Raw genomic sequence first — 12,939 nt, forward strand, 5'->3', positions numbered from 1 at the left:
AATATCTTTGGGCATTACTTTTTGGATGCTTTATAAATGGTGGCTACTCCAAAAGTTTGAGGCATCGCTATCACATCTATAAACCCAACTTTCCTTAAAATATTGTTCAAAGCTTCACCATAAGGAAAGGCTGCTGCTGATTCAGACAAATAACCATAAGCTACATCGTCCTTGGAAAATAATTTTCCGATAATAGGCAATATGTTTTTGCTGTAAAAATTGTAGCCTTGTTTGTAAGGTGTTTTGTCGGGAACGGAAGTTTCTAAAATCACAAATACTCCATTTGGTTTTAAAACCCGAAGTATTTCCGTTAATCCTTTCTCCAGAGTTTCAAAGTTTCTCACCCCAAAAGCAACGGTTATGGCATCAAAGGAATTGTCCTCGAAAGGCATGTTTTCCGAATCGCCCAAGATCATTTCTATAGTGTGGGAAAGGTTTTTATCGGCAATCTTTTTCACCCCTACTTCCAGCATACCTGCAGATATGTCCAGGCCAACAATTTTTTCAGCATCCGTTTTTGCCATTAAAATAGCTAAATCGCCTGTTCCTGTTGCTATATCCAGAATTGTTTTGGGATTCGACTGAGCCACGATTTGCAAAACTTTTTTACGCCATTTGACGTCTATCCCGAAAGAAATGACACGATTCAAATTGTCATAATTTCCTGATATGGTATCAAACATTTTTGCAACTTGTTCTTTTTTGCCTAGAGCCGAATTTTTATAGGGTGTTATGTTTTTTGACATTTTTTTTAATTTGCACAAATATAATACAATCTATTTTGAAGTATAAACCAGATTCCGAATAAGTAGGAAAAAATATTCGTGGATAGTTTTTCCGGTTGTTAATCATATTAAAATAGGAGTGAAGTAGTTAGGTGTAAAATAATTGAAATATCACTAAAAGTGGGTATTGTGGCTAAGAAAAATTATGACGAGTTTTACATAGTTAATAGAATGATTTTGTTCAATGATTAAACGGGAATTAATGATCCAAATCAAGTGGTTGCTTCTTGCGCTAGTTATATCGCTTGTTCTTGTTAGCTTTTTTGATGGTGCTGCCGTAAGAAGCAGTAATGTATTATTAGCGCAACATACGTTCTTAGGATTAAATTTGTTTTTGGAAATTTTAATTTTCTTTGTCTTTAGTACCTTCGTGGTATTTGGTATTAAAGGCTTTTTTGAGATGTACTCTCAAAAAACATCAAATGTTATCATCTTCATTTCTGGAGTGTTTTTGGCATTTGTGATTTTTGTATTATGTTATCAAATTCTCTTTCAAGAGTAGGTCATTTTCCCGATCATTGAGTAAAAAAGGCACCCCAACTTGTTGGGGTGTTTTTATTTTCTGGCGTAGGTTTGGTACGTATAGTCAAAAAGATGTTTTTCGTCTTTTGGCTGAAATTCAGAATTGATTATTTCCCATTCCTCAAGGTTGATTTCTGGAAAAAAAACATCGGCTTCAAAATTGTGATGGACTAATGTGAGTTCGATTTTGTCTGAAAAAGGAATCCCCAACTTATATATTTCCCCTCCGCCAATGATGAAGGCAATCTCGTTTTTAGGGCAGATTTCCAGCGCTTTTTCCATACTGTTCACAACAATACAGCCCTTCGGATTGTAGTCCTCTTGCCGGCTTATGACGATGTGCGTTCTATTGGGAAGCGGTTTGGGAAAGCTCTCGAATGTTTTCCGTCCCATAATGATACGATGTCCTGAAGTGAGGTTTTTAAATCGTTTGAAATCATTTGGCAGATGCCAAACCAATTCATTGTTTTTTCCGAGCGCATTGTTTTCGGATGCCGCCGCAATCATTATAATCATATTCGTTATTCTTGTTTTATGGCTTCTTCAGTAATTTGCGCTTCTAACTCTGCTATTTTTTTTTGCTGTAAAGCGACCAAACGGTCTATTTGTTCGCGCTCCCAGTTTTTATTCATGAAACGGTCCGTGATATATACTTTGATGAAATGTAAAATAAAAAGAAATAGCCAAACCGTAATAAACCAAATATACCAGTTTGAGTTCGGGCTAAAATTAAAAATTTTTGTGGAAACAAAAATAAATAAACTCACTAAAAATAATAGGACAAAATGAAAATAGAGGCCCTTTTTTTGTTTTATTCTTTTACGGGCATATTCGTATAATTCATGTTGTTCTCTTTCCATAAGTTAAATTTTAGTTGATAAAGATAAAATTTAATTTGTAAAGTCGCTATTTAGGATTGGGAATATTTATTGTGAAAACGTTTTCTTTTTTATTTAATGAAATTCAAGGCCTGCATTTTGAATAAATTGTCTAAAATTTAACATAGTTTGCTTCATTGTCTTAAAACTTCATGCAGCCGTGAGAAGCTCGGTTAAATTCGCTTTCTTTGTTGTATAAATCTAAAAATGAAATAGTTATGTCAATTAAAAAACAATTTATAAAAACGAAACCAGTTTGTAAAGTAACTTTTTCGGTCGAGGCTAAAGAGGCGATTCAAGCGTCAGTTATCGGTGACTTCAACAATTGGAATCCGGAGGAAGGAACTCTGAATAAGTTGAAAAACGGAACTTTTAAGGGCGTTTTTAATATATGCAAAGATGCTTCGTATGAATTCAAATACGTAATCGATGGAACCTTTGTAAATGAAACGGAATCGGATTCTTTCCAGTGGAATGAGTTTGCCGGAAATGAAAATGGTGTTTTGACCGTATAGTTGTAGAGTTCCCATTTTTTCAGATCTTAGACGGCTACGCTTCCTTTTATCCCCGGATGTGGTTCGTATCCTTCAAGGCTGAAGTCATTGAAATCAAACGCGAATATATCTTTTATTTCAGGGTTCAGTATCATTTTTGGTAATGATTTCGGTTCTCTGGATAGTTGCAATTCCAGCTGCTCAAAATGATTGTTGTAAATGTGTGCGTCGCCAAAAGTGTGGATGAATTCTCCCGCTTCTAGACCGCATACTTGAGCAATCATCATGGTCAACAGTGCGTATGAGGCTATATTAAATGGCACACCTAGAAAGATGTCTGCACTTCGCTGGTATAATTGGCAGGATAATTTTCCGTCTGCCACGTAAAACTGAAAGAACGCGTGGCAAGGCGGTAAGGCTGCTTTATTGTTTGCGACGTTTTCGTCAAATGATTTAGTTGTGTCCGGCAGTACTGAAGGGTTCCAAGCGGAAACAAGCATCCTGCGACTGTTGGGGTTGGTTTTCAATTCATGAATCAGATCTGTGATTTGATCGATTTCTTCACTGTTCCAATTGCGCCATTGGTGGCCGTATACCGGGCCCAAATCACCATTTTCATCGGCCCAAGAATCCCAGATTTTCACCCCGTTTTCCTGAAGGTATTTTATATTTGTATCCCCTTTCAGGAACCAAAGCAATTCGTAGACAATAGATTTAAGGTGCAGTTTTTTGGTTGTTACCATCGGAAATCCCTCGCTCAAGTCAAAACGCATCTGGTGTCCGAAAACACTTTTTGTACCGGTTCCGGTGCGGTCTCCTTTTTGACAACCGTTTTCCATTACGTGTTGCACTAAATCTAAATATTGCTTCATTAAAATGTTATTTGGTAATTCGACGATGGGTTAATTTGGTTTTGAATTCAAAAACAGCCAAATTGAGGATTAAACATAATATTACGATTCCCTTTTTGAAATTTCGTCTCTTATTTTTGCCGCTTTCTCATAATCTTCATGCGCTACGGCTTGGCCAAGTAATTCGTTTAATTCTTCCAAGCTATGCTTGATGTATATTCGGCCGGATTGACTTCCTTCTTCTTCTTTTCCAAAAGTTTCCGGGTTTGAAAGGATGTCGTCTATTTCTTGTGCGTCTTTGTCCTCGTCTTGTGCGTTTGCTTTCAGATAGATACCCGCTTTGTCCAGAATATTTTTGTAAGTATAGATAGGAGCGTTGAAACGTAATGCCAGTGCAATTGCATCTGATGTTCTCGCATCAATAATTTCCTCTATTTTATCTCTTTCGCATATGATACTGGAATAAAACACTCCGTCAACCAATTTGTGAATGATGACTTGTTTTACAACAATATCGAAACGCTCCGCAAAATTTTTAAACAAATCATGTGTCAAAGGACGGGGAGGCTTAATTTCTTTTTCTAAGGCAATAGCAATTGACTGCGCTTCAAAAGCACCTATAACAATAGGTAACTTTCTTTCGCCGTCAACTTCATTCAAAATCAAAGCATAGGCTCCGTTTTGTGTTTGGCTGTATGAAATTCCTTTTATGGATAATTTAACTAAGCTCATATTTGCTGAAATGGAAAAGTACGTTGTACAAAGTTTTTAATAAAAAATTGGGCAAATTCCAATGTCAAAAAAGAATGCCTAAAAGCAAAGATACGAATATCTTGTTTTTTAGGCATTAATTTTTGAACAGATTTGTTGAATTATGATTGTTGGGCTTTAAAAGCTTTGAACTTTTCGATTAATCTTGGCACAACATCAAATGCATCTCCTACAATTCCATAATCGGCAACCTTAAAGAAAGGGGCTTCAGGATCGCTATTGATGACTACTTTTACTTTAGACGAGCTGATTCCCGCAATATGCTGGATCGCTCCTGATATACCGATAGCGATATATAAGTTAGTCGCAACCGGTTTCCCTGTTTGTCCAACGTGTTCTCCATGAGGTCTCCATCCTAAATCAGAAACTGGTTTAGAACATGCAGTAGCCGCACCAAGAACCGAAGCTAATTCTTCAATCATACTCCAGTTTTCAGGTCCTTTTAATCCACGACCTGCTGAAACTACGATATCAGCATCGGCAATCGATACTTTTCCGGACACTTTTTCTACTGACTCCACTTTTACGCCAAAATCATTGTCGCCAATTGTTGGATTGAAATCTTCTTCGGTTAGTGTAGATGCAGTCTCGAAAATCCCATATGAGTTTTTGGCAAGGCCAAGTACTTTTACATCGGTTGAGATTTCTGTTATATTGAATGCTTTGTTTGAGAAAGCGTTTCTTCTTACTTGAAAAGGAGAAGTGCTAACAGGTAATCCCACCACATTTGAAGCAAAACCGGCTTCTAGAGCTACCGCTACCAATGAAGAAAGATAGATGCTGTCAGTAGTTGAAGAAAGTAAAACTAACTTGGCATTTTCTTTTTGCACCGCTTGTTTGATAACATCAGCGTATGCTTTAGCTGTAAAACCGGCTAATTTGTCGTTGTTTACTTTTAATACTTTATCTACTCCGTATTTTGACAATTCCGAAACATCTCCAGCGTTAACCGTTACAGCTGTCACCGTTGTTCCTAATGATTCTGCTACTTTTTTTGCATATGAGGCCAATTCGAAAGCTACTTTCTTGAATTTTCCCTCAGCAGATTCTGCATATATTAATATTGACATAATTTTTTGTTTAAAGTTTCAGGTTTAAAGTTTAAAGTTTCAGAACTGAAAACTGCGACTGAACACTGATTACTATATTACTTTTGCTTCGTTGTGTAACAGGTTGATTAACTCATCTAAATTGTCCGGAGAAATTAATTTCACTGCAGATTTTGCTGCCGGTTTCTCAAATTTCACTGCCTTAGTATTGGCTGGCGCCTCAACCGGCTCTACAATTGTCAAAACTTTAGTTCTTGCGGTCATGATTCCTCTCATGTTTGGGATACGCAAGTCTTTTTCTTCAACTAATCCTTTTTGACCACCTATAACTAATGGCAATGTAGTAGAAACCGTTTCTTTTCCACCGTCAATTTCACGAACTGCTTTTACCGCTGTTCCCTCAACTGTTATCCCGGTGCAAGAATTCACGAAATTATAACCTAAAATTCCGGCAATCATTCCAGGAACCATTCCTCCATTATAATCTAAGGATTCTTTTCCTGCGATGATAAGGTCATATCCACCGTTTTTGATTACTTCAGCAAGTTGTTTCGCCACAAAAAAACCATCGGTTGGATTTGCGTTGACACGAATAGCTTCGTTTGCGCCAATCGCCAATGCTTTTCTTAAGGTAGGCTCCGTTTCTGGTCCGCCAACATTGGCTACAGTAACAGTTGCCCCTTGTTGTTCTTGGAACCAAATTGCACGTGTCAAACCAAATTCGTCATTTGGATTGATTACATATTGCACACCGTTGGTATCAAATTCTGAATCACCATTGGTAAAATTAATTTTTGAAGTAGTATCAGGAACGTGACTGATGCAAACTAATATTTTCATAGGTTTATTTTTTATTTTTCTAAAAATGCTGTTACAAAATTAGAATAATATTTTGAATAATATACTATGCACGCATAATATTTTTTGGAAACTATTACGTTTTCGTAGCCCGGATAGCAGCGGCATCCTTGCTGTGGCTCCTTTAGCCACAGCAAGATATAGCGAATAGCCGGAAATAGCTTCTTGTTATTTTAGGGTATTTTATGCATTTAAATGATATTTAATATTTATTTTTGCTCTTGGAAAATTACACTTACAATATCAAATATGAGAACGATACAATTTAGAGAGGCCATTTGTGAAGCAATGAGCGAAGAAATGCGTAATGATGAGTCTATATACTTAATGGGTGAAGAGGTTGCCGAATATAATGGCGCTTACAAGGCATCGAAAGGGATGCTTGCTGAATTTGGAGAAAAAAGAGTGATCGATACTCCAATCGCCGAGCTAGGATTTACCGGAATTGCAGTGGGTTCAGCAATGAACGGTTGTAGACCGATCGTGGAATACATGACTTTTAATTTCTGTCTTGTCGGAATTGATCAAATCATAAATAACGCAGCTAAAATGCGTCAGATGACCGGAGGCCAATTTAATGTGCCTATCGTTTTTCGTGGACCAACCGCTTCGGCTGGACAATTAGGGGCAACTCACTCTCAGGCGTTGGAAAATTGGTTTGCCAACACTCCAGGTCTTAAGGTAATCGTTCCCTCTACCGTTTATGACGCAAAAGGGCTTTTGAAAGCGGCTATCCGCGATAATGACCCTGTAATTTTTATGGAGTCGGAGCAAATGTACGGTGACAAAGGAGAAGTTCCAGATGGTGAATATGTAATTCCAATTGGAGTTGCTGACATCAAACGTGAAGGGACTGATGTTACTATCGTTTCTTTTGGGAAAATTATAAAAGAAGCTCATATTGCTGCTGAGGAATTAGCCAAAGAAGGAATCTCATGTGAGATTGTCGATTTGAGAACCGTACGTCCTATGGATTACGAAACAATCTTGACTTCTGTTAGAAAAACTAATCGGTTAGTGGTACTTGAAGAGGCTTGGCCTTTTGCAAGTGTTGCTTCTGAGATCACTTATATTGTTCAAGAACGTGCTTTTGATTTTCTTGATGCACCAATACAAAGAATTACGACAGCAGACACGCCAGCACCATATTCTCCAGTTCTGCTGAAAGAATGGTTGCCAAATGCTGATGATGTGATTAAAGCGGTTAAAAAAGTAATGTATAAATAATACATTAAATATATTATAAGGGCTTCATCATGCATTAGTGTGATGAAGTCTTTTTTTTTAAAATGAATTATGAAAAAGAGTATAATATTCAGTCTACTTTGTTTGCTCGTTCAAGCGAGTTTTCTCTTTGCCCAGACGAAGGTGAGCGGTATAGTTGTGGACAAGACAAACCAACCTATTCCATTCGCAAATGTAGCTTTCAAGGATTCCAATGTGGGGACCGTTGCTAATGAAGACGGTCGTTTTTACCTAGAATCCCCCACGACGTATACGGCATTAATAGTCACTTCTGTTGGTTTTTCCGATAGGGAAGTCACTTTGGAAAAAGCGGTCAATTATAATTTCAGGGTTCAGTTAAACGAAGCCGAAAACTTGAAAGAAGTGGTTATTTTTACGGGGAAGACTTCGAAAAAGGACAATCCAGCCCTCGATATTCTTAGGAAAATCTGGGAAAGAAAACGCAAAAACGGCTTGAGTCAATTTGACCAATACGAGATGAAAAAGTATGAGAAAGTGGAGTTTGACATGAACACAATTGACAGTGCTTTTATGAAAAACAAACTTTTCAAGGGGATGGAATTTATATTCGATCACGTGGACACATCCAAGGTTACGGGAAAAACCTATTTGCCGATATTTATAAATGAGTCATTGTATGATGTCTATGGAAATAATAAGCTAAAGAAGATAAAAGAAAAATTGACGGCAAATAAAAGTTCCGGATTCAGCGGCAATCAACAGATCATGTCTTTTGTGAAAGATTTGTATTCAGAGTATGATATTTATGATAATCATTTGACCTTTTTTGATAAAAGTTTCACCAGTCCTTTGTCTAAAACCGGGATTGACGTTTACAATTATGTCCTCAAAGACAGTGCATATATCGGTAAAAAATGGTGCTACAACATCGTGTTTTATCCGAGAAGGAAAAACGAGCTGACTTTTAAAGGCGATTTTTGGGTCAACGACACCACATTCGCCATCAAGAAAATTAATATGGCCGCCACAAAAAGCGCCAACATCAACTGGGTAAAAGACATCTATATCGAACAGGAATTTGATGTGGAAAATGACTCGATATTTTTGTTGACCCGGGATTACATGATGTCGGATTTTGCATTGAATAAAAAGGAAGAATCAAAAGGAGTCTACGGCAAAAGGACGACACTTTATGACAATCACTTATTCAATAAACTGAAACCCGCATCTTTTTATAAGGACGAGGTCAGTTATATAGATAATGAGGTTTACAATAAATCAGAGGAATATTGGCGTGAAAACCGTTTCGAAAATTTGACTAAAGACGAATTGGGTGTGTACAAAATGCTAGATACCCTGCAGACGGTAAAGAAATTTAAGCAAATATATAATTTGGTTCAAGTGCTTGCCAGTGGTTACATACCAATTGGGCATTTCGATTTCGGACCTATTTTTTCAACATTTGGCTACAATGAAGTAGAGGGAGTCCGACTGAGAGCAGGAGGAAGAACCTATTTCGGACCCAATGATAGCTGGCGTTTGCAAGGCTATACCGCCTACGGCTTTAACGACGATAAATTCAAATACGGACTTTCCGGTAAATGGATGGTTGAAAAGAAAAACCGAATTATTTTATCGGGAGGGAACAGACGCGATATTGAACAAATAGGGGCAAGTCTGACCACGACAAACGATGTTTTGGGCAGGAGTTTTGCCTCGTCGGCCGTTTTCTCATCCGGAAGTAACGGGAAACTGACCAATATTAACCTTACCAATGTTGGGGTGGAGATCGAACCCATTAAGAATTTGACTTTTCAATCCGGATTTTCTTACAGAACCTTGGAATCGGCCTCTGATACTTTCAGCCTGGATTACTATACTGACGCCGCTCATACGACGACAAAAAGTGACGTGAAACAGTCGGAAGTTAATTTTCAGGTAGAGTATACGCCCAACAGGCAAACGATAGGATATGCCGTCGAGAGGGAAAATGTAGACAGCCCATTCAGCCGTTTTTACTTGAATTACAGTCATGGTTTTAAAGGGCTTTTGAACAGTGATTTCCAATACGAAAAAATACAACTGTACTACAAACAGCCAATAATCATTGGGCCCTTAGGGCGCACGAACATAATTATGGAAGTGGGGAAAACCTTTGGGACGATTCCTTTGGGGTTAATGAGCGTTATTCCCGGAAATCAATCGTATTTCATCATTGAGAATACGTTCAGCAACCTTAATTTTTATGAATTTGTGACTGACCAATACGCGACTTTGGAGTGGAACCACAATTTTGGTGGAAGGCTTTTCGCCAGAATTCCGTTCATGAGAAAACTCAATTGGAGAGAAATCATCGGCGTAAAAGGGGTTTACGGAACCATTTCGGACGAAAACAGGGCGATCAACGCTTCCGGTTTGGTTTACAATGCGCCCGAGCAGGTGTACTGGGAATACAGCGCGGGAATTGGGAACATCTTCAAGGTGTTCCGTATCGATTTCGCTTGGCGAGGGAATTATTTGAATACGCCAGACACTAACCGATTTACTGTAAAAGGATCGTTTGGATTTTATTTCTAAAAGCTTTTTCCAGCTATTCGTTTCAATCTTTTCTTTTTTAAAGAAAAAAAGAAAAGGGTTTCCACTGCTATCTGGGCTAAAAAATAATCGTCAATGAAACAAGCTTTAGATTATCTCACTGAACAAGATGTCATTTTTAAAATGATTATTGAAAAGTACGGGATGCCAAAAATCCCGAAAAGACCGGAAGGTTTTGAGACTCTGGTGCTGTTGATTCTGGAACAGCAGGTGTCCATCGATTCGGCGAAGGCGACATTTTTGAAATTAAAAGCGAAAGAGAAAAGTTTCCGACCCGAAGCACTTTTTAATTTATCGGACGAAGAATTCAGGGGACTTGGTGTAAGCCGACAAAAAACGTCCTATATCAAAGCGTTGTCAAAAGCAATTTTAGATAATGATATTGATTTAGAATCGTTAAGGGCCAAAACGGCTCAGGAAGTCCGTCAAGAGCTTATCAAAATAAAGGGAATAGGGAACTGGACCATCGATGTGTATTTGATGTTTTGTCTTCAGGCCCCAGATTTATTACCACTGGGTGATATTGCAGTGGTAAACACCATGAAAGAATTACTTCAGTTTGAAACTAAGGAAGAAATGGAAATTCACGCTTTGAGATGGAGTCCGCATCGATCAATGGCGGCATTTCTGCTGTGGCACTATTATTTGCAAAAAAGAGGGAGGAGCATTTCATATTAATAAATGGTAAACCTTGTGTTTTCTTGCGTTTTAAGGCGAATAATACTTGTAATAAAAGGGTTTTTAGACTACTTTTGCAAACGCAAAAAGAATTTAAGAAATAAAATAAAATGACTGCAGACAAAATAAAAACTTTCGATGTGCTAATCGAAATCCCAAGAGGAAGTAGAAACAAATACGAGTACGATTTCGAAATAAAAAGAATGCGTTTTGATAGAATGTTGTTCTCTTCAATGATGTATCCGGCGGATTACGGATTTATTCCTGAAACATTGGCACTTGATGGAGATCCATTAGACGTATTGGTATTGGTAAACGAACCAACTTTCCCGGGTTGTGTTATGGAAGTGAAGCCTATCGGTGTTTTCCATATGGCCGATGACAAAGGACCGGACGAAAAAGTAATTTGTGTACCTGTTTCAGATCCGATTTGGAATTCATTAAACGACTTGTCTGACATGAATCCACATTTATTGAAAGAAATCGAACATTTCTTCCAAGTATATAAAGATCTTGAAAACAAAACAGTTGATGTAGGTGGATGGGGAGACGTGGGCGAAGCTTATGAAATCATCAGAAAATGTACCCAACGTTTTGACGCGATAGAAAACAAACCAGAAGGGTTATTCAGTATTAAGTAATTTTTCTCCATATATTTTATAAAAAAAGCAATATTCTACCAAGAGTATTGCTTTTTTGTTTAAATTCGTCTCGTTACGCTTAAAATATTAACAAATTAACCAACAACCAAAAACCAAATTTATGAATACAATTATGATTTATTTGCCAATAGTTATGGCGATTATAGGACTTCTGTTTATGTGGCTTAAAAGAACTTGGGTATTGAAACAAGATCCCGGGGACGGGAAGATGAAAGAGATTTCAGATTACATCTATGAAGGGGCACTCGCCTTCCTTAAAGCAGAATATAGGTTATTGACTTTTTTCGTGATTGCCGCCAGTTTCGTTTTAGCTGCAATTACATTTATACCGGGAACTTCAACCCATTTATTTATCGTAATAGCTTTTGTTTTCGGAGCATTTTTTTCGGCCTTGGCCGGGAATATGGGGATGAGAATCGCTACAAAAACTAATGTTAGAACAACGCAAGCCGCGCGCACGAGTTTGCCAAAAGCACTGAATGTTTCTTTTGGTGGCGGAACCGTTATGGGACTTGGTGTTGCCGGTTTGGCCGTTTTAGGCTTGACCTCTTTCTTTATTTTCTTTTACCATTTTTTCATGAATGGCGTTTGGACTACTAACGAAGACATGACCATCGTTCTTGAAACATTGACGGGTTTCTCCCTTGGGGCGGAATCCATCGCTTTGTTTGCCAGAGTAGGTGGTGGAATTTATACAAAAGCGGCTGACGTAGGAGCTGATTTAGTAGGTAAGGTAGAAGCCGGTATTCCGGAAGACGACCCCCGTAATCCTGCTACAATTGCAGATAATGTAGGTGACAATGTAGGAGACGTTGCAGGAATGGGTGCTGATTTATTTGGCTCTTATGTAGCGACGGTTTTGGCAGCTATGGTTCTCGGGAACTATGTGATCAAAGATATGGGCGGAAGTATCGAAGATGCTTTTGGAGGAATAGGGCCTATATTATTACCTATGGCCATTGCCGGTTTTGGGATTTTATTCTCTATCATCGGAACCTTATTGGTTAAAATAACGGATCCTGAGGCAAAAGAGCAGCAAGTGCAAAAAGCATTAAATATTGGAAACTGGGCTTCTATTATCCTAACGGCTATTGCCTGTTTCTTTTTGGTAAGATATATGTTACCTACAACCATGAAAATGGAATTCTTTGGAGAAGGAATGCAAGAGATTTCATCAATGAGGGTTTTCTATGCAACTATCGTAGGATTGGTGGTTGGCGCTGTTATTTCATCAGTGACTGAATATTATACAGGATTAGGTACGAAACCTGTTATGGCAATCGTGCAAAAATCAAGTACGGGAGCGGGAACAAACGTAATTGCAGGTTTGGCGACAGGAATGATTTCTACTTTTCCGACAGTTCTATTATTTGCTGCTGCCATTTGGACTTCGTATGCACTTGCCGGTTTTTACGGTGTGGCTTTAGCGGCTTCGGCTATGATGGCTACAACCGCAATGCAATTGGCTATTGATGCCTTTGGACCTATTTCTGATAATGCGGGGGGAATTGCCGAAATGAGTGAATTGCCGAAAGAAGTGCGCACCAGAACCGACATATTGGATGCTGTGGGTAACACAACTGCCGCAAC

General features: G+C 38.3%; 14 protein-coding genes. 7 read left to right on the top strand and 7 right to left on the bottom strand.

Annotated elements, in window-relative coordinates:
• Positions 1-14: 14 nt before the first annotated feature.
• Positions 15-746: a bifunctional demethylmenaquinone methyltransferase/2-methoxy-6-polyprenyl-1,4-benzoquinol methylase UbiE gene (gene ubiE / locus VIH09_RS12590; protein WP_331581521.1), complete on the bottom strand. Its 732-nt coding sequence runs from the start codon at positions 744-746 to the stop codon at positions 15-17.
• Positions 747-987: 241 nt separating this feature from the next.
• On the opposite strand from ubiE, the gene VIH09_RS12595 reads away from it, so the two are divergent.
• On the top strand, positions 988-1,287 hold the full coding sequence (locus VIH09_RS12595; protein WP_331581523.1) for a hypothetical protein: 300 nt from the start codon (positions 988-990) through the stop codon (positions 1,285-1,287).
• Between the two features lie 53 nt (positions 1,288-1,340).
• On the opposite strand, the gene VIH09_RS12600 is transcribed toward VIH09_RS12595, so the two are convergent.
• Both VIH09_RS12600 and VIH09_RS12605 read right to left on the bottom strand, forming a co-directional pair.
• Positions 1,341-1,823: a dihydrofolate reductase gene (locus tag VIH09_RS12600; protein ID WP_331581525.1), complete on the bottom strand. Its 483-nt coding sequence runs from the start codon at positions 1,821-1,823 to the stop codon at positions 1,341-1,343.
• A 5-nt stretch (positions 1,824-1,828) separates the two neighbouring features.
• Positions 1,829-2,167 carry a 2TM domain-containing protein gene (locus tag VIH09_RS12605; protein WP_331581527.1) on the bottom strand — a complete coding sequence of 113 codons (339 nt, stop codon included), beginning with the start codon at positions 2,165-2,167 and terminating at the stop codon, positions 1,829-1,831.
• Between the two features lie 236 nt (positions 2,168-2,403).
• Between VIH09_RS12605 and VIH09_RS12610 the strand changes: the two genes are divergently transcribed.
• Positions 2,404-2,700, top strand: coding sequence for an isoamylase early set domain-containing protein (locus tag VIH09_RS12610; RefSeq protein WP_331581529.1), 297 nt, complete (start codon positions 2,404-2,406; stop codon positions 2,698-2,700).
• Positions 2,701-2,726: 26 nt separating this feature from the next.
• On the opposite strand, the gene VIH09_RS12615 is transcribed toward VIH09_RS12610, so the two are convergent.
• From VIH09_RS12615 to VIH09_RS12630, 4 genes are all read right to left on the bottom strand, one after another.
• Positions 2,727-3,551 (bottom strand): thymidylate synthase, encoded by an 825-nt coding sequence (locus tag VIH09_RS12615; RefSeq protein ID WP_331581531.1) that lies wholly within the window; start codon positions 3,549-3,551, stop codon positions 2,727-2,729.
• Positions 3,552-3,632: 81 nt separating this feature from the next.
• The gene (locus VIH09_RS12620; RefSeq protein WP_331581534.1) at positions 3,633-4,262 is read right to left on the bottom strand and encodes a bifunctional nuclease family protein; all 630 of its coding nucleotides are present in this window, start codon (positions 4,260-4,262) and stop codon (positions 3,633-3,635) included.
• A 140-nt stretch (positions 4,263-4,402) separates the two neighbouring features.
• Positions 4,403-5,371 (bottom strand): electron transfer flavoprotein subunit alpha/FixB family protein, encoded by a 969-nt coding sequence (locus VIH09_RS12625; protein WP_331581536.1) that lies wholly within the window; start codon positions 5,369-5,371, stop codon positions 4,403-4,405.
• 72 nt (positions 5,372-5,443) lie between these two features.
• Positions 5,444-6,190: an electron transfer flavoprotein subunit beta/FixA family protein gene (locus VIH09_RS12630; protein WP_331581538.1), complete on the bottom strand. Its 747-nt coding sequence runs from the start codon at positions 6,188-6,190 to the stop codon at positions 5,444-5,446.
• Between the two features lie 267 nt (positions 6,191-6,457).
• Between VIH09_RS12630 and VIH09_RS12635 the strand changes: the two genes are divergently transcribed.
• The 5 genes from VIH09_RS12635 to VIH09_RS12655 form a co-directional block, all read left to right on the top strand.
• Positions 6,458-7,435 carry a pyruvate dehydrogenase complex E1 component subunit beta gene (locus VIH09_RS12635; protein WP_331581540.1) on the top strand — a complete coding sequence of 326 codons (978 nt, stop codon included), beginning with the start codon at positions 6,458-6,460 and terminating at the stop codon, positions 7,433-7,435.
• A gap of 69 nt (positions 7,436-7,504) precedes the next feature.
• Positions 7,505-9,991, top strand: coding sequence for a DUF5686 and carboxypeptidase-like regulatory domain-containing protein (locus VIH09_RS12640; RefSeq protein WP_331581542.1), 2,487 nt, complete (start codon positions 7,505-7,507; stop codon positions 9,989-9,991).
• A gap of 93 nt (positions 9,992-10,084) precedes the next feature.
• The gene (locus VIH09_RS12645; RefSeq protein WP_331581544.1) at positions 10,085-10,687 is read left to right on the top strand and encodes a DNA-3-methyladenine glycosylase 2 family protein; all 603 of its coding nucleotides are present in this window, start codon (positions 10,085-10,087) and stop codon (positions 10,685-10,687) included.
• A gap of 110 nt (positions 10,688-10,797) precedes the next feature.
• Positions 10,798-11,328, top strand: a complete 531-nt coding sequence (locus tag VIH09_RS12650) for an inorganic diphosphatase (protein ID WP_331581546.1) — start codon at positions 10,798-10,800, stop codon at positions 11,326-11,328.
• 121 nt (positions 11,329-11,449) lie between these two features.
• The coding region (locus VIH09_RS12655; protein ID WP_331581548.1) for a sodium/proton-translocating pyrophosphatase at positions 11,450-12,939 on the top strand (1,490 nt) is incomplete at its 3' end.

The sequence above is a fragment of the Flavobacterium sp. genome, from assembly GCF_036515215.1.
In the GTDB taxonomy this organism is placed as follows: Bacteria; Bacteroidota; Bacteroidia; order Flavobacteriales; family Flavobacteriaceae; genus Flavobacterium.